20 protein-coding genes are annotated in these 16,355 nt (G+C 65.9%); 13 read left to right on the forward strand and 7 right to left on the reverse strand.

The genetic code is table 11. From position 1 onward, the window contains the following. The first annotated feature begins 3 nt into the window (after nucleotides 1-3). The 6 genes from ACOZ4H_RS02940 (at nucleotide 4) to ACOZ4H_RS02965 (ending at nucleotide 4,363) form a co-directional block, all read left to right on the forward strand. On the forward strand, nucleotides 4-921 hold the full coding sequence (locus tag ACOZ4H_RS02940) for a branched-chain amino acid ABC transporter permease (RefSeq protein ID WP_424327897.1): 918 nt from the start codon (nucleotides 4-6) through the stop codon (nucleotides 919-921). Further along, complete coding sequence (locus ACOZ4H_RS02945; RefSeq protein WP_424327898.1) at nucleotides 918-2,027, forward strand: branched-chain amino acid ABC transporter permease; 1,110 nt, start codon at nucleotides 918-920, stop codon at nucleotides 2,025-2,027. Before ACOZ4H_RS02940 ends, ACOZ4H_RS02945 begins: the two co-directional genes overlap by 4 nt. Beyond that, nucleotides 2,020-2,832, forward strand: a complete 813-nt coding sequence (locus ACOZ4H_RS02950) for an ABC transporter ATP-binding protein (protein WP_023843442.1) — start codon at nucleotides 2,020-2,022, stop codon at nucleotides 2,830-2,832. Before ACOZ4H_RS02945 ends, ACOZ4H_RS02950 begins: the two co-directional genes overlap by 8 nt. Further along, on the forward strand, nucleotides 2,829-3,551 hold the full coding sequence (locus tag ACOZ4H_RS02955; RefSeq protein ID WP_008307449.1) for an ABC transporter ATP-binding protein: 723 nt from the start codon (nucleotides 2,829-2,831) through the stop codon (nucleotides 3,549-3,551). The genes ACOZ4H_RS02950 and ACOZ4H_RS02955 overlap by 4 nt, the downstream gene beginning before the upstream one ends. A gap of 117 nt (nucleotides 3,552-3,668) precedes the next feature. Beyond that, the gene (locus tag ACOZ4H_RS02960; RefSeq protein WP_424327899.1) at nucleotides 3,669-4,079 is read left to right on the forward strand and encodes an SCP2 sterol-binding domain-containing protein; all 411 of its coding nucleotides are present in this window, start codon (nucleotides 3,669-3,671) and stop codon (nucleotides 4,077-4,079) included. A 38-nt stretch (nucleotides 4,080-4,117) separates the two neighbouring features. Further along, nucleotides 4,118-4,363 (forward strand): DUF7470 family protein, encoded by a 246-nt coding sequence (locus tag ACOZ4H_RS02965; protein WP_004590621.1) that lies wholly within the window; start codon nucleotides 4,118-4,120, stop codon nucleotides 4,361-4,363. Between the two features lie 11 nt (nucleotides 4,364-4,374). On the opposite strand, the gene ACOZ4H_RS02970 is transcribed toward ACOZ4H_RS02965, so the two are convergent. Both ACOZ4H_RS02970 and ACOZ4H_RS02975 read right to left on the reverse strand, forming a co-directional pair. Continuing rightward, the gene (locus tag ACOZ4H_RS02970; protein ID WP_424327900.1) at nucleotides 4,375-5,421 is read right to left on the reverse strand and encodes a sensor histidine kinase; all 1,047 of its coding nucleotides are present in this window, start codon (nucleotides 5,419-5,421) and stop codon (nucleotides 4,375-4,377) included. Nucleotides 5,422-5,538: 117 nt separating this feature from the next. Beyond that, nucleotides 5,539-7,515: a DUF460 domain-containing protein gene (locus ACOZ4H_RS02975; protein ID WP_424327901.1), complete on the reverse strand. Its 1,977-nt coding sequence runs from the start codon at nucleotides 7,513-7,515 to the stop codon at nucleotides 5,539-5,541. Between the two features lie 164 nt (nucleotides 7,516-7,679). Between ACOZ4H_RS02975 and ACOZ4H_RS02980 the strand changes: the two genes are divergently transcribed. The 4 genes from ACOZ4H_RS02980 (at nucleotide 7,680) to ACOZ4H_RS02995 (ending at nucleotide 10,124) form a co-directional block, all read left to right on the forward strand. Beyond that, on the forward strand, nucleotides 7,680-8,240 hold the full coding sequence (locus ACOZ4H_RS02980; protein WP_424327902.1) for a sugar O-acetyltransferase: 561 nt from the start codon (nucleotides 7,680-7,682) through the stop codon (nucleotides 8,238-8,240). Between the two features lie 77 nt (nucleotides 8,241-8,317). Further along, nucleotides 8,318-8,686 (forward strand): thioredoxin family protein, encoded by a 369-nt coding sequence (locus ACOZ4H_RS02985; RefSeq protein WP_424327903.1) that lies wholly within the window; start codon nucleotides 8,318-8,320, stop codon nucleotides 8,684-8,686. A gap of 57 nt (nucleotides 8,687-8,743) precedes the next feature. Further along, nucleotides 8,744-9,511 (forward strand): hypothetical protein, encoded by a 768-nt coding sequence (locus ACOZ4H_RS02990; RefSeq protein WP_424327904.1) that lies wholly within the window; start codon nucleotides 8,744-8,746, stop codon nucleotides 9,509-9,511. A gap of 94 nt (nucleotides 9,512-9,605) precedes the next feature. Continuing rightward, on the forward strand, nucleotides 9,606-10,124 hold the full coding sequence (locus tag ACOZ4H_RS02995) for an HPP family protein (RefSeq protein WP_424327905.1): 519 nt from the start codon (nucleotides 9,606-9,608) through the stop codon (nucleotides 10,122-10,124). 31 nt (nucleotides 10,125-10,155) lie between these two features. On the opposite strand, the gene ACOZ4H_RS03000 is transcribed toward ACOZ4H_RS02995, so the two are convergent. After that, nucleotides 10,156-10,593 carry a universal stress protein gene (locus ACOZ4H_RS03000; RefSeq protein ID WP_424327906.1) on the reverse strand — a complete coding sequence of 146 codons (438 nt, stop codon included), beginning with the start codon at nucleotides 10,591-10,593 and terminating at the stop codon, nucleotides 10,156-10,158. A 4-nt stretch (nucleotides 10,594-10,597) separates the two neighbouring features. After that, complete coding sequence (locus tag ACOZ4H_RS03005) at nucleotides 10,598-11,692, reverse strand: sulfite exporter TauE/SafE family protein (RefSeq protein ID WP_424327907.1); 1,095 nt, start codon at nucleotides 11,690-11,692, stop codon at nucleotides 10,598-10,600. Between the two features lie 166 nt (nucleotides 11,693-11,858). On the opposite strand from ACOZ4H_RS03005, the gene ACOZ4H_RS03010 reads away from it, so the two are divergent. Then, on the forward strand, nucleotides 11,859-12,035 hold the full coding sequence (locus ACOZ4H_RS03010) for a hypothetical protein (protein ID WP_424327908.1): 177 nt from the start codon (nucleotides 11,859-11,861) through the stop codon (nucleotides 12,033-12,035). 62 nt (nucleotides 12,036-12,097) lie between these two features. After that, nucleotides 12,098-13,024 (forward strand): D-2-hydroxyacid dehydrogenase, encoded by a 927-nt coding sequence (ddh, locus tag ACOZ4H_RS03015; protein WP_424327909.1) that lies wholly within the window; start codon nucleotides 12,098-12,100, stop codon nucleotides 13,022-13,024. Nucleotides 13,025-13,066: 42 nt separating this feature from the next. Here ddh and ACOZ4H_RS03020 read toward each other — a convergent pair whose 3' ends face one another. Together ACOZ4H_RS03020 and thiD are read right to left on the reverse strand one after the other, a co-directional pair. Continuing rightward, entirely contained in the window at nucleotides 13,067-13,702 is a 636-nt protein-coding gene (locus ACOZ4H_RS03020; RefSeq protein ID WP_424327910.1) for a DsbA family oxidoreductase, read from the reverse strand. A 75-nt stretch (nucleotides 13,703-13,777) separates the two neighbouring features. Further along, entirely contained in the window at nucleotides 13,778-15,166 is a 1,389-nt protein-coding gene (thiD, locus tag ACOZ4H_RS03025; RefSeq protein ID WP_424327911.1) for a bifunctional hydroxymethylpyrimidine kinase/phosphomethylpyrimidine kinase, read from the reverse strand. Between the two features lie 122 nt (nucleotides 15,167-15,288). Between thiD and ACOZ4H_RS03030 the strand changes: the two genes are divergently transcribed. Beyond that, nucleotides 15,289-15,453: a DUF7331 family protein gene (locus ACOZ4H_RS03030; protein ID WP_004590650.1), complete on the forward strand. Its 165-nt coding sequence runs from the start codon at nucleotides 15,289-15,291 to the stop codon at nucleotides 15,451-15,453. Nucleotides 15,454-15,458: 5 nt separating this feature from the next. Here the strand turns inward: ACOZ4H_RS03030 and ACOZ4H_RS03035 are convergent, their stop codons facing one another. Beyond that, entirely contained in the window at nucleotides 15,459-16,340 is an 882-nt protein-coding gene (locus tag ACOZ4H_RS03035) for an EamA family transporter (RefSeq protein WP_424330330.1), read from the reverse strand. Nucleotides 16,341-16,355: the final 15 nt, after the last annotated feature.

A 16,355-nucleotide genomic window follows, 5' to 3' on the forward strand; every position in this document is an offset into this window, starting at 1 on the left:
CCAATGGCGCAGATATTACAGTACCTGGCAAACGGGCTCGTTTTCAGTAGTATCATCATCCTCGGGAGTATCGGGCTCTCGCTGGTCTACAGTATCGCGGACTTCGCGAACTTCGCCCACGGCGATACGATGACGCTGGGTGCCTACGGGGCATTCGTCGCGTTCGGTGTGTTCGGTGGTCTCGGCGGCACCGTTCTCGGTCTCCCGATCGGGTTCTTCCTGGCCCTGGCAGTCGGGATGGCGCTGGCGGCCGTCGTCGCCGTCCTGACCCACATTCTCGTGTACAAGCCCCTCGATACGGACTCAATCGGACTCCTCATCACGAGCATCGGTGTGGCGTTTGTCTACCGCGCGGTGCTCCAGGCGTCTTTCGGGACGGACTTCCTGCAGTACGATATCCGTCGCAGCGGGCCGATTCCGGTGCTATTGGACACGCTCGACGTCGCGGTGACACAGCGGGACGTCGCGATCATCGTCAGCGCGGCGGTGCTGGTCGCCGGTCTGCACCTGCTGCTCCAGCGGACGACGCTGGGCCGGAAGATGCGCGCGACGGCCGACAACCCCGATCTCGCACGCGTGAGCGGCATCCGGACCGACCGCGTTATCCTCGTGATGTGGGTCGTCGGCAGCGCCCTGGCCGCCGCTGGCGGCGTTTTCCTCGCCCTGTACAGCCAACTCGACCCGCGCATCGGCTTCAACATCCTGCTGGTCGTGTTCGCTGCGGTCATTCTCGGCGGCATCGGCTCGGTGTACGGGGCGATGCTCGGCGGCCTCCTCATCGGGATGCTCCACGAACTGACGCCGCTACTTGGAGACATCGGGCTCCCGATCAGCAACGCCTACGCGCCGGCTGTCGCGTTCGTCATCATGGTCGCAGTCCTGCTTGTCAGGCCTCGCGGCATCGCGGGTGATATGACATGAGCGCGCTCGATGTCGGTGCGTACTCGCCCCGGGAGAAAGGCGTCGCGGGGCTGCTCGGCGCGCTTGCCGCGCTTCTGCTCCTTGCGGTCGTCACCGGCTTCCTCGCCCCGGCGTACCTGCTGTATCTCGTCGGGCTGTCGGCGATGTACATGCTCCTCTCGATGGGGCTGAACGTCCAGTGGGGGTACGGCGGCATGATCAACTTCAGCGTCGCGGCCTTCTTCGGTCTTGGCGCGTACGGCACCGCGTTGCTGACGGCGTCCGGGTCACCGATTTCCGGCGGTGTCAGCCCCGTCATCGCGCTGTTCGGTGGTCTCGGTCTCGCTGCGGTGCTCGCGGTAATCATCGGGTATCCGACGCTGAAACTCCGTGACGACTACCTCGCAATCGCGTCGCTGGGGCTCGCGGAGGTCGTACGTATCTTCATCCTCAACGAATCACAGTGGACGGCGGGCAGCGCCGGCCTGACCGGCATCCCGCTGTTCTTTTCCGACTGGCCCGTGCTGGGCGACCTGACGTACCCCTACATCTTCTACGTGGGCGGGACGCCGCTGTTCAACATGAGCCAGTCGGTGGTCACCAGTGCGCTGAACGTCGTGCTCGTCACGGCTATCGTCGCGGCAGTCTACCTGTTCCTCCGGCGCATCCACCAGTCGCCGTGGGGCCGCGTCCTGCGGACGATCCGGACCGACGAGGACCTCGCGGAGACGCTCGGCAAGAACACCTTCGCGTTCAAGATGCAGGCCTTCGTCATCGGGAGCCTCATCATGGCGCTCGCGGGCGTGTTCTACTCCCACCTCGTGTTGTTCGTTAGCCCGCAGGACCTCCAGCCGATCACGACGTTCTACGTCTGGGTCGCCGTCATCCTCGGCGGTACCGGCAGCGACCGCGGCGCGATGCTGGGCGGGTTCACCATCGTCGCCATCCAGCAGGGGACGCGCTTCCTGACCGACACCGGCGCGCTGCCCATCGGCGCGGCACCGCTCCGACTCATGCTGGTCGGGCTGCTCATCATCTTCATCGTCAGGCTCCGCCCGGAGGGAATCCTCCCACCGGAGCGCGAACTCATCTGGCCCGACTCGCTGGGCGGTGGTCGCGATGAGTGAGCAGTCGCTCGTCTCCGACGGCCCCGTTCTCGGCAAGGAGGACCCCGTCCTCCGTGCTGAGGGGCTGGAGAAACGCTTCGGCGGCCTCGTTGCGACGGACGACGCGTCAATCGAGGTCGAACGCGGCACCATAACGGGCCTCATCGGCCCGAACGGCGCCGGCAAGTCCACGCTGTTCAATCTCGTCTCGGGCTTCTACGAACCCGACGCCGGCTCCGTCGCGGTCAACGGCGTCGACGTGACCGGCCAGAAGCCACACCAAATCGCCGACCAGGGGATGATCCGGACGTTCCAGACGCCGCGCAAACCGGAGGGGATGACCGTCCGGGAGGCGCTGCTGGTGGGGCCGCACAACCAGACCGGCGAGTCGATTATCCCGCTATTCACCTCGCCTGACACCGTCGAGCAGGAGGAACGGCGCTCGCTGGAACAGGCCCAGCAGATGCTCGAACGGTTCGAGATCGGCGATCTGGCCACCCAGCCCGCGACGGACCTCTCGGGCGGACAGATGAAACTGGTCGAACTGGCCCGCGGGATGATGGCCGAACCCGACCTGCTGTTGCTCGACGAGCCCGTCGCCGGCGTCAACCCCGTGCTGGCCGACAAGCTGGCCGGGTTCATCGAGGAACTCAACGAGGAGGGGATCACCTTCCTCATCATCGAACACGACATGAACTTCATCATGCGGCTGGCCGACCCGATTATCGTCCTCAATCAGGGGAGTGTCCTCGTCGAGGGACCGCCCGAGGCGGTCCGGAGCGACGAGCGCGTCATCGACGCCTATCTGGGAGGGCCGTCGGAATGACCGACCCCATCCTCACCGTCGACGGCGTCGACAGCGGCTACGGCGAGGTGCAGGTGCTCGACGACCTCTCGCTGACGCTCGGCGAGGGGGAGATCGCCTGCCTCGTCGGCCCGAACGGGGCCGGCAAGTCTACCGTCCTCAAGACGGTGTTCGGGATGCTGGAGCCATGGACCGGCTCGGTCCGTTTGGGCGACCGCGAGATCGGCGGCATGGCCCCCGAAGACATCGTCCGTATCGGCGTCGGCTACGTCCCACAGACGGAGAACGTGTTCGGCTCACTGACCATCGACGAGAACCTCCGGATGGGCGGGGTCGCCCGCGACGGCGGCCTCGACGAGGTCGTGGCCGAGCTGTACGACCGGTTCCCCATCCTCGACGACAAGCGTACCGCGAACGCGAAGACGCTCTCGGGCGGCCAGCGGCAGGTGCTGGCCTTCGCCCGCGCGCTCGTGATGGAGCCCGACGTGTTGCTCATCGACGAGCCAAGCGCCGGTCTGGCACCCAACACCGCCAAGGAGGTGTTCGACGACGTGGAGACGGTCAACGAACTGGGCACGTCGATCCTGATGGTCGAGCAGAACGCCCGCGAGGGACTGGGCATCTCCGACCGCGGGTTCGTCCTCGATCAGGGGACTGTCAAGTTCGAGGGCGAGGCGGACTCGCTGCTCGACGACCCCGAGGTGTCCCGGCTGTATCTCGGCGGCGAATCGCGCCGCTGAGGTCTCACATCGCTGTTTTATTCGCGCTCGCCGCGGAGCCGCGACGACGACCCTGCTGGCGTCGCATTCGAATGGACAAGGCAACACAGAAAAGCCCCCCTTGCATACCGCCTGCCAATGACTGTGACGCTGCCGACCGAGGCCGACGACTGGGCCGCCGCGTGGCGCGACCGGATAAACGAGCGTGCCGCGTTCGCCGACAGCGCTGACGACTTCACCGCCGTATTCTGTTTCGAAATCCGCGCTGACGACGCCTATACCGGCGAACCGATACAGTTCGTCGTTGTCATCAAGGATGGTGTCTGTACCGCCGCTGGGACGGTCGCGGACCCCGAGTACGACTTCGCGTTCCGTGGCCCCTACAGCGAGTGGGTCACGATGCTGCAGGGCGATCTGGATATCTCCGCCGCGGCGATGGACGGGACGTTCGACGTCGAGGGCGACACGATGCGGCTGCTGCGCCGCCAGGACACCATCGCCGAGATGGTCGCGGCGGCACAGAACGTCGACACCGAGTTCGAGCACTGACCGACGGGCTTTTGTCCGCCCGCTTGGCCTACACGGGTATGCTCGACAAACTCGGTGCGGTTGGTATCGGCGGCATCGTCGTTTTGCTCGCCGGCATCGGTCTGGTCGCGTGGAAGGCCCCCATTGTTGCCGTCGGCATCGCCCTGGTCGTCGGCGGCCTCGGGCTGGTCGTCTACGGCCTCGTCACGAGCCTGCTCGGCGCGTTCGGACTCGGCGGCGGCATGGGCGGTATGGGTGGCGGCGGCATGGGCGGTGGCGGCATGGGCGGCGACGGCATGCCCTGACGCGGGCACGACTAACAGGCGGTGTCCGCATCGACGTCGAACTCGAACCGTGCACCGCCGTGGTCCCCTGCTGTGACACTGACTGTCCAGCCGTGGGCTTCGGCGATTGTCCTGACGATGTAGAGGCCGAAACCGGTCCCGTCAGCCGTCCGTGACGCACCCGGCTCGAACACCCACTCCCGGTCGTCGGGGTCGATGCCCCGGCCGTCGTCCTCGACCGCGAAGCCGTCGGGCGTCGGAATGACACGAACTGTTATGCCGGTCGTGTCACCTTCGCTTTCCTCGTCAGAGGCCCGTTCGTCGCGTTTAGGGCCGTGTGTTACGGTGTTGACGAAGACATTCTCGAACAGCCGGAGCAATCGCTTTGCGTCGGCCTCGACCAGTATCGACGGCGGCGGTTCCAGCACTGCACTGCCGGTTTCGACGTGGTTCCACGCTGTCGTCGCCACGTCGGCGATATTGATGGTCTGCTTGTCGGCCGCCAGCGCTCCCTCTCTGGTCGCGGTTCGTATATCGTCGATGATGGCTTCTAACCGCCCCAGCCCGTCTCTGGCGGCGTCGATACGCTCGGGCGACAGCTCCTCGGCAGCGAGTTCGAGGTGGCCGCTGGTGACGGCAAGCGGCGTCCGGAGGTCGTGTGCCAGGAGGTCAGCGAACTCCGTGAGCCGCTCGTTCTGTCGCTTGAGATGCCACTCCCGTTCGCGACGGTCAGTGATATCGCGGCCGACACCGCTGAACCCCTGGACGGTGCCGTCGTCCGCCGTGAGAAGCCGGCCGCTGAGTTCGAACGTCACGACTCCCTCCGTCGTCTCGGCCCGCGCTTCGACGGTTGTCTGACCCGACTCGAACACCTCCGCGATGGCTGCTTCAACGGCTGACCGGTCGTCCGCGACGAAGAACTCGGTCGGGTCCATGCCCGACAGTTCGCTATCCGTCAGGCCGAACAGTTCGTTCAACCGGGCGTTCCAGTAGGCAAGCTTGCCTTCCGTGTCGTAGACGTAGAAGACATCGTCGAGCGTCTCGAGCGCGGCCGCCAGAACGCGACACCGGTCTTCCATGTGAGGAATACGCACCCAATGGACATAACTACGCGTACCGACGCCCGGTCGTCGGGAGAGACGCGCTGAACGGGATTTCACGGCCGCGGTCCTGTCAACTGGACGCCGGCACAGTGTCTAGTTCTCGCTCGTCGGTCGGTCAGCCCGGTGTTCGCTGATGATCTGGTCGACCATCTCGGCGTTCTGTTCCTTCCGACGGTCGGCGGCCCGCTCCTCCCAGTCCTCGATTGCGACCTCGATCTCGCTCTCGCGGGCGACGGCCAGTTCGTCGACTTCCTGCACGGTGACCAGTTCGGCCGGTGCGACGGGGACCTCGTTGTCGAACAGCACCTGGTCGGCCACGTCAGAGAGATTGCCGTTCCGGAGGACGAGTTTGGGGTCGATATCGGCCAGCTGCTGGGCCGTCGACCGGCCTGCGCCCGAGGCGTCCCGGAACATGACGATGTCGTCCTCGACGAGGCCGAACCGCTCGTCGGCGTCGGCGATGGCGTCCTTGGTGAACTGCTCGACCACCTTGACCGGGGTGAGCCCCTCCTGTTTCTCCGACACGTCGGCGAAGTTCGAGTGGTCGAGCTTCCACAGCGCCTTCAGCCGGTCGAGCTTGTCGGAAAGCGCCTCGCGTTTCTCCTCTTCCTCCTCGACCTTCCGTTCGAGGGCCTCGTTGCGCCGCTGGAGCCGCGTCACCTCGCGGTCCTTCCTGACTTCGCGCCGGCCCTCGCTACGGGCCTTCTCCAGCTGTTTGTCCTTCTCGGCGAGCTGTTCGTCCTTGCGCTTGATCGTCTCTTTGAGGTCGTCGACGTGTGATTCGAGCCGCTCGATTCGGGCGTTCAGCCGCTTGATCTCCTTTTCGTCGTCGGTGAGCTCTCGCGGCTCGTGGGCCGTGGCATCCTCGTCCTCGCCGTCGTCGTCTTCGAGGTCACGCAGCACCGTCTCGACGCTCTCTTCGCCGGCGACGACGCGGTCGATGACCGGCCCCACGTCGTGCTGTGGCGGGACCTTGCTCGCGACGCGCTCGAACTGGTCAGCGTGGTTGTCGAAAGCGTAGAGCGCGGCGGCCATCGCGTCGCGTTCGTGGTCGTTGTCGTAGGCCTCCTCCCGGGTCCGGTGCTTCTTCTCGTCGACCGGAAGGTCCGTATCGGGTTCCCAGCCAGCGGCACTAAAGGAGCGGCGGAGCTTCTCGACGGTTTCCGGCATCGGCGTCACGTCGGCGGCGACGACGACGGGCCGACCGCGCTCGATGATCCACTCCGTCGTCGCGGCGGTGTCGTCGGTTCGCGAGGAGTACACGTCCAGTACGGTACCGTCGAGGGAGACGACGGCGGCGGCCGTCGTCGTCCCGGGATCGACGCCGACGACGACGTGGTCGCGCCGTTTCGCCAGCGGCTTGAACTCGATACCGTCCCGCCGCTGGCGGTCGATTTCGACGCGCGTGTCGCCTGACCGCGCCCTGGATACGGGGATGTCCTGGGGCCGGGCCGACACCTGAAAGACGGCGTTGGAGAAGCCGCCGTACTTCTCGGTCACGTCCCGCTCGTACTCCAGGCCGGCGGCGTCGAGTTCGGACTCGATCTCGCGTGCTCGCTTCCGAACCGCGCCGTGGATGCGCCGCGTGTAGCGGTCCTCCGACCAGCCGCCTTTCCCGGTCGAGCGGCCCCGCGAGACCTTCACCTCCGTGGTGTCGGTGAACGCGGACACCTCCTGGCCGACGTTGGCGGCGGCCAGCCGGGCCGCGGCTTCGGCCTCCTCCATCGGGTCCTTGCCGTAGGGGACGCCGTGGCGCTTGGCGACCCGCGAGAGCGGCTCGGGCCGCTCGTCACCGGTCACCTGCACCAGTTTCGTCTCGTCGGGGAGCGAGCCCAGGACGTGAATCAGGGCGTCCTTGTCCTCGGCGAGTTCGTACATGTTGTCCGTCGCGACGATGGCCGGCTCCTCGTCCTCGATACGCCGGCGGAGCTTCCGCCGCGAGACCACGTCTCGCTCGACTGATTCCCCGTCGAAGACCACCAGCGCGTACGACGGTGCATCACCGCGCACGTCGCCGCTCTGGATGTCGACCCCGAAGACGACTGCGTCGAGCGCTGCCGTGCGGTTCACGAACCATGGTAGGCGACGGTCGACTATAAATCCGTTCCGGGCCCGGACGGGCTTCGGGACTGGCTTCCGACAGCCAACCGAAACGTCTCTTAGCCGGCCCAGTCAACTGCCGGACATGATCACACAGCGGTACCGCGCTGGCTACACTTCGGAGGCAGGTCGGCATGGCGTCTGAGAAGGAGAAGATGCTCGCGGGCGAGCGCTACGACGCGAGCGACCCGGAACTCGTCGCGGCCCGCGAGCGCGCGAACGAACTCACCCGGGAGTACAACCGGACCGATCCATCGGACACCGACACCAGACAGGCACTCATCGAGGACCTGTTCGGCTCCGTCGGTGCGGACTGTCACGTCGAACCGCCCTTCCGGTGTGACTACGGCGACAACATCCACGTCGGCGAGGGCTTTTATGCGAACTTCGACTGCGTCGTGCTGGACGTGTGCCGGGTCGACATCGGCGACGACTGCCTGCTCGGGCCGGGCGTCCACATCTACACCGCGACGCATCCGCTGGACCCGGACGAACGACGTAGCGGCGTCGAGTACGGAAAGCCAGTGTCTATCGGTCACAACGTCTGGATCGGCGGCCAGGCGGTCATCAATCCGGGCGTCACCATCGGCGACGACGCCGTCGTCGGGTCCGGCGCAGTTGTCACGGACGACGTCCCTGCCGGCGTCGTCGTTCAGGGGAACCCCGCATCAGTCGTGCGGGAAATCGAGGAGTGACAGCCCCATGTAGCAGCCAGGGCTGAACAGACGTGGCCCGTCGCGGGGTTCTTCGCACTGTGGCACGTACCGATTGTATGGACACCACGACCGAAGATACGGACACTGCGACCGAAAACCGCGTTCGGACGGTCGAAACACGAGACGAACTCGACGACGTGCTGGCGACGGCCGACCGCGTGCTGGTGATGGTCCGGACGACCGGCTGTACGATCTGCAAGTCGATGGAGCCGATACTCGATATTGCCGCGAAAGCCACCGACGCAACAGTGATCGTGTTCAATCCGAAGGCTGACCTCGACGCCGTCGACGCGTTCGACGTTCGGAGCGTCCCGACGTTCCTGCTGTTTGCCGACGGGGACCTTATCGACCGCCGCGCCGACGGCTTCGTCCCGGCCGAGGACCTGATCGAGTTCGTCGAGAACCGGCCGGAATCGGGTGCGTGAGCTGAATCGTCATACTGAGACAATACTTTTGCCCCCGCTTGTCGAAGCGGTCTGTTGATGGCCCTCCGAATCGGTTCCACCCTCCAAGAGGCGGGGTACCGCCTGTTCAGTCGTACCGGCGCGATACTGCTCGCGGCGTTTTTCGCCCTGATGATCGGTTTTCAAGCGCTAATCAACACGATTGTGGCGATAAGCTTCACCAGGCTGGGTTTCGGTGAGGCCACCGCAGCCCTGCCGCTTACCCTCGACATTTCGCTGTCCGTTGCGGGTGCTGGTGTCGCCGTCGGCTCCGTGGTCTCGCTGTATCTCACTATCGTCAGCTTCCGGACGTTCGTCGCCGGAGCGCGCGACAGTTTCCCCGACGGCGCGTTCACGCGGAACGTGCCGCTGGCGATGGTGAACGTCCTCGTCGGCGGGATCGTTTACGGCCTGCTCGTGTTCATCGGGTCGCTCTTGCTCCTCATCCCCGGCATCTTCGCGTACGTCGTGTTCATTTTCATGATGCCGTACATCATCGTCGAGGACCGGAACTTCGTCGCGGCGCTCAAGGAGAGCTACCGTCTCACCGAGGGCGACCGACTGGTGCTGTTCGGACTGCTGTTCATCGTTATCGCTGCCGCGGCGCTCGTCGGCGGGATCGTCGGCCTCGTCGGTGCGTTGGCGCTCCCTCAGCCGGCCGCGCAGTTGCCGACCGTCGTCATCCAACCGCTGGTGTCGCTGTACAGCACCGCGGTTATCGCGGTCGCGTTCGAGCAACTCCGCGAGACTGACGGGATACCGCCGTCGGCCCCGAGCGAGGACGGCAAGCCAACTACGGCTCTCTGACCGGAGCCGCCGGCTACTGTCGTCCCAACTCGGGACCCGGCGTCGTTCTACTGGACCGTGACTGTCTTATCCATCCAGTTTCCTACCGGGAGCAATGCGACGGCATCGGATCGGGACGAGTCTGTACGCCGGCGTGCTGTTCGTCGTTCTCGGGACGCTCGCGTGGGCGAGCGGCCAGCCGTTCATCTTCCCGAGTCTCGGCCCCTCGGCGTTCATCCTCGCCTTCCAGCGTGGCGGCGACCGGACAGACCTGGCGAGTGTCGTCGTGAGCCATCTCATCGGCGGCGTCGCGGGGCTGGTCGCGTACAGCCTGCTCGCGAGCGGCGTCTCACTGGTCGCGGATCCGGCCGCGTTCTCGATGGCCGGGCTCCGCCTCGTCGCGAGCGCGACGCTCTCGATTATCGCCACGAGCTGGGGGATGATCGCCACCGACACGGTCCACGCCCCGGCCTGTGCGACGACGCTCATCGTCTCGCTGGGGCTGCTCTCGACGCCGCTCCAGGTCGCGATCATCGTTGTCGGCGTGGGCGTCCTCGTCGCGTTCCACGCGCTCGTGCTGTCCGCCTACCACCGGGCTATCGGCGCGTCTCGCGCGAGTCCGGTCGATGTCTGATATGCCAGTACAGGCCGCTATCCGCTGTGTCTCACTCGTCTGCCAGTTGCACGGTCAGCACCGGCACCGGCGATTCGCGGACGACCGTCTCCGCGACGCTCCCGATGAGGTAGTGGTCCAGCCCGGTCCGGCCGTGTGTCCCCATCACGACGAGGTCCGCTGGAAGCTCCGTGACGGCGTCGACGATCTCCGTCTTCGGGACGCCCTCTCGCCGCGTGGTCTCGACCGAAACGTCGTCGGGGAGCTCGGCGACGGTCGCTTCGATGGCCGACCCGGCGCGCTCCCGCTCCGCCTCGATCCACGCGTCAGCCGAGAGACCGCTCGACGGGCTCTCGAACCGGTTGCGGGTGTCGACGACCGAGAGGACGTGGACCGTCGCGTCGAACCGACCTGCAATCGTTCCTGCGTGCCTCGCGGCCGCACCGATACCGTCGCTGCCGTCGGTCGGGAGGAGAATCGTGTCGTACATCGTCTTAGACACCACCCGTCGCCATCAGGAACAGCGCTACGGCGATGACTGCGAACAGCCCGCCGACGAACTTCTTGATGGTCCCGGTATCCAGTGCGGTCGAGACGTACGGTGCGATCTGGCCGCCGGTGACGGTCGCGGGCACGGTCCAGACGACCATGTTCCACGGCGTCGACGCCAGGTCAATCGAGTGCGCGCCCGGGACAAGGCCGCCGCCGAAGACGTGAACCAGCGACGCCAGCACGGCCGTCGTCGCGACGACGATGTGGTTCGTGCCGATGGCGACCCGGACAGGGACCTCCGTCCGAAGCATCGAGATGATGCCCAGTTCGCCGACGCCGAAGCCGGCCAGCCCCTGGAAGACGCCGCCGATGCTGTAGTTCGCGAAGCGTTCGAGATAGCCGCCGCGCGTGTAGCCGTAGTCGTTGCCGTCGCGGTCGACGCGCGTCACCGTACCGTTGTCGGCCGTTTCGACCCCGGCCGGCCCGAGTTTGTTGGCGTCGTCGGGAAGCGTCGTGTCGCCACCGTCAGCTGACACGTCGGGGTCACTGTCGCCTGCCGCGCCCGGCTCCTCGTGGCCGAGGTCGGCCTTGAAAAGCAGGTACGACGCCGCCAGCAGAGCGATGCCGAGTAACGCGTGAAACAGCGGCTCCGGGATGACAAACGACAGCAGCGCGCCGGCGATGACAAAGGGCACGCTCCCGAGGACGAGGCTCAGTGCGAGCCGTCGGTCGACGAGCCCGTACTGGATGAACGCGAGTGCCGAACTGGAGAGGCCGAACGATTCGCTGATGAGTCCGACTTTCACCAGTGTCTCCGGTGTCAGCGTCTCCCCGGCGAGTAGCGGGAAGATGAAGATGAGAAACGGGACGAACAGCGCCGAGCCGCTGATACCGACCGTATTGACGATGGTCGCACCGGTGACGAAGGCGATGCAGAGCCACCAGTACTCGAACCAGTAGCCGGTGCCAGCGTCCGCAGGCGTCGGTGCGGCGGTGTACACACCGACGACGAACAGCAGCGGTGCCAGAAACACGAAGACGTGCTGGTACTTGAGAAACCCCTTCTGGAGTCGACTTGACGGTGACGACGTGGTCATTGACGCGTGAAGCCAGAATTGTTAATTATCGCTTAAATCCCTTGTTGTCTGGATTCATATCAAAGATTATGGTATATATTTAACAAAGAGAACAAAAACGCACAATATGTCCGGTTTCCTAATATCCCTAATATTTATTTCACAGCCCGTGGTAACGTGTATCGTTATGAGTTTTCCAGAGGGACCGATGGAGTCGGGCGGCCGGTCGAGTTACGATGAAAACGGTTCTGCCGACGCCGCGGACACGGACAGGCTCTTTGGACCCCTGCGTCGGTTCTCGAAGCGGTGGTCCCGCCGCTACATCGAGATGCGTGTCGACGCACTCGAAAGCCGCTGGGACTGATCGGGTCGACGCCTCGCCGCGTTCCGGAAAAGGACTATACTGCCCCCGGCGCAGGGACGGATATGGATATCGCCAGAATCGCTGTCCACGAGTCGGTTGCCAAGGCCTGTCCGCTGGAGTCGATGGTTGCCGCGCTGCAGGGGCTCGGCGTCCCTGTCGAAGTTGTCGGCGACGACGCAACCTTCGATACCAGTGACTGCGTCGTCACGTTCTCTCCGCGGGAGGCGTTTCTGGACGCCGCCTGGGTCCACGGCGTCCGCGCGGGCTACGACGAGTTCGACGTGGACGCCTACGAGGCGACTGGGACAGCACTGACGAACAGCACCGGCATCCACGGCGACACCGTCCCGGAGACTGTCGTCGGTTACCTGACGGCGTTCGCCCGCCGTCTCCACGTCTACCGGGACCGACAGGGCGACGACGACTGGACCCAGGAGCCGTACGAAGCGCCGTTCACGCTGACCGGCGAGCGGGTGTGTGTGGTCGGTCTGGGCACCATCGGCCAGGGCGTCGCTGACCGGGTCGACGCGCTGGGGATGGACGTTATCGGCGTTCGCCGCTCCGGCGACCCCGCCGAGAACGTCCAGCGCGTGTACACGCCCGACGAACTGGATACCGCCGTGGCCGACGCGCGCTTCGTCGTACTGTGTTGTCCGCTCACCGAGGCGACCGAGGGCATGGTCGACGCCGCTCTCCTCGCACAGATGCGGACAGACAGCTACCTCGTCAACGTCGCCCGGGGGCCTGTCGTCGTCGAGGACGCGCTGCTGAACGCGCTCGACGACGGGACGATTGCCGGGGCGGCCCTCGACGCCCACTGGGAGGAACCGCTGCCAGCGAACCATCCGCTCTGGGACCACGAGTCGGTCATCGTAACGCCACACGTCGCCGCGTTCACGAACCGGTATCACGAGGATATCGCGGCCCTCGTTCAGGAGAACATCGAACGGATCGACCGCGGCAAGTCACTGCGGAATCGCGTCGCGTAAGTTCGCTTCCTGCTATTCGAGTACAGCGACCGGCTGCGCCGCTCAGGTGCCTTCGACTAGCCGTTCTAGCTGCTCGGGCGGGACCGCGCCGCGGGCGGCGTGGCCGTCGTACGCGAACGTCGGGACGCCGGTGATGCCCTGGCGCTTGGCCGCCGTGAACTTCTCGCGGACCGCAGACCGGAGGCCGTCGTCCGCGAGCGCCGACCGGATCTCGTCGCCGTCGACGCCCGCGTCCTCGGCTAGGTCGACCAGCAGGTCCTCGTCGCCGATATCCTGCCCGTCCTGCCACAGGGCCTCGAAAACGGCCACGTCGAAGGTCAGCCACGTCTCGTAGTCGTAGTGCTCCTTGACGTAGTAGGAGGCGATCTGGGCGGGCAGCGAATCGATGTCGGTGGCGATATCCAGATCCATCTCGACGCCGTACTTCTCCTGGAGCCGGCGGACGCCCTGCTTGGCCTGCTCGTAGTAGTCCTCGTCCTTGCCGTCGTCGACGGAGTGGTCGATGGAGCCGTCGGGGTTGCGCTTCCCGCTCCGGAGGTCGAAGGGGTGCCAGTCGATTTCCAGTTCTGCCTCGCGCGTCGACTGGTACTGCCTGAGCGATTCGCGTCCGAGATAACAGAACGGGCAGACGTAGTCCGAGAAGACCGTGATCCGCTCGCTCGACTGTGTCTCACTCATACGTCCGGGTATGCGTTGCTCGCGGTTAAACGCGGCCACCGTCTGTGTCGAAACAGCGCACGACCGACCGGCCCGCTACGCGCCGTCCCCGACGGTCTCGTGGATGGTCTCCACCCGGGAGACGAGGCCGTCGGCGTCCGCCGCGAGCAGCGTCACGCGCCCGCCGGTACCAACGCCCTCGCGGCCGATGACGGCGACCGGCGTTCCGTCACTTGTCTCGAACGCCCGGTCGATGCCCCACCGCGCCGTGGCGTCGTCGGGAACCGAATCCGGTCGCTCGGCGGGGTCGCACGTCGCGACAGCGCCATCGAGCGACGCTACCGCGTCCTCGACGGCGTCGGTCAGCCGGCAGTCGACAGCGAACCGAAGTGAGGGGGCGTGTTCACGCGCGGCCAGCAGGGCGCGAGCCACCGTCGTCGACGCGCCGAAGCGGACGCCGCGGTTCGGCCGGATGCCGTCCATCGTGCGGGTGATGCGGCCCTCGACGGCGGCGACCGCGTCTGGCGTCTCTGCGTACGGTGTCGCGCCGGCGACGGTCATCCCTCGGTCGGGGACTAACGCCGACACGTCTGCATCGACGAGTGCCGACACAACCCGCTCGACAGCCTCGCTCGTCGGATATCGCGCGGCATCGTTGCGCGTTTGGACGAGGTGGTGGACCGCGCCCGGCCCCTCGCCGACGTCGACGTTGTACCGGACGGCGCTCGCGAGCAGGTCGATGCCGCTTCCGACCGCCGTCGGCAGATCGTCGCCGTGGGCCAGCTGCGTCGCGATGGCTGAGGAGAGCGTACAGCCCGAGCCGTGGGTGGCCTCGGTGTCGATGCGGTCGTGGCGGAACGTCGTCACCTCGTCCGCGGTCACAAGGGTGTCGACGACGGCGTCGCCCGGGACGTGGCCGCCCTTCACGAGCGCGCTGTCGGCCCCCATCTCGACGAGGTCACGGCCCGCCCGTTCCGCGGTCTCGGGGTCGTCGACATCGCGGCCGGTCAGGACGGCGGCCTCGTCGGCGTTCGGCGTGACGACCGCCGCTTCGGCGATGAGGGCCTCGTAGGCGTCCTCCGCCTCGGCGGCCAGCAGCCGGTCGCCCGACGCTGCCACCATCACTGGGTCGACGACGAGGTTCTGCAGGTCGGCGGCGTGGTCGACGACCAGATCGATGACGTCGCTCGTCGCGAGCATTCCCGTCTTGACCGCGGCCACGTCGAAATCTTCGACGACCGCCTCGATCTGGGCCTCGATCTCTTCAGTCGGGAGCAGATGCTGGCCCTGTACGCCCGTGGTGTTCTGTGCCGTCACGCTCGTGATCGCGCTGGTCCCGAAGCCGCCACAGGCCTCGATGGTCTTGAGGTCGGCCTGGATGCCGGCCCCGCCGCCGGAGTCGCTGCCGGCGACGGTCAGCACGACTGGCGGCGTCACTGGGGCGTCCGCTCGTGTCATACCCGATAGCTCCACCGGCGGCCACATATCGGTGCTGGTCTCTCAGTTGGACTATATTATGCGCCCGAGTCCTAGTATGCTAATAATACTCCATACCACATTTGAGAAACATTTATGTAGCACTATGTCGGATGTGCCCTTGTACCACAATGGAACCAGCGTCGCGCGATACTACCGACTCCGACGAGCAGTACGGCAGCTTCACCACTGGCGGCGGCGACGTCGTCGTCTATGATACCGAAAATCCGACTGCGTGGCTTCAATCGAGCTATGCGGTACAGGTTGGCTGCTCCTCGGAGCGAAAGTCGGCCTAACCTTTCTACCCGACCGATATCATCGCGATACCGACGATAGCCAGCCCTGCGGCGGCCAGGCGTGCCCGGAAGTGCGACTCATCGAGAATGATCGCGCCAAGGATGACGGCGACGATGGCCTGCCCGTTGACGATGGGCGAGACGATACTCGCCGGGAGTTGCTGGAAGGACAGCAACACGATGTGGTTCGCGTAGGCGACGAACATCGCCGCGACGACGAACTTCGGGAGGTCCCCCCGCCATCCCGGCGGGACCTGGTACCGGAACGCGAGCGGCGCCATCAACGCGGCGATACCGACGGCCATCACCGGGATGTAGGTCGTCGGTTCGATGGCCAACTCCTGCATCAGCACCCGCTTGCCCACGTCCACGAACGCGAACGTCGCAGCCGACAGCAGGGCCAGCTGCGCGGGCCGGGATTGCCGGGCCCGTTCGAGCGGGGCCAGTAACGCTGTCCCCTGCCAGTTCGCGACGTAAACGGCGGCGGTCGCGACGACGACGCCGCCGACCTGCAGCGCCGAGAGGTGCTGGCCCAGCAGTCCGACTTCCAGCGGTAACACGAACACGGGGACGATTTTGCTGATCGGCGAGACGTAGGAGACTTCGCCGACGCGGATCGCCCGAAAGAGAGTGAGCAGTCCCACTGCCGTCACCGCTGTCACGGCGAGCACCGACGCGAGGACGTTGACGCGGTTTCCCGCCGGGAGGAAGGGCTCGCTGCTGATGAAGACGATCGGGAGGTACACGACGGGAACCAGGCTGTACGTAAGCAGCAGGAACACCGGCGACGGGTACTCGGTGAACCACCGCTTCATAACGAACAGGTACACCCCGAACACCAGCGCCGACAGGACGGCGTACGCGATTCCGACGTTCACGGTTGACAACGGCTGGCCGACCCC

It is taken from the genome of Haloarcula amylolytica (assembly GCF_049705545.1).
GTDB classification, from domain to species: Archaea; Halobacteriota; Halobacteria; order Halobacteriales; family Haloarculaceae; genus Haloarcula; species Haloarcula amylolytica_B.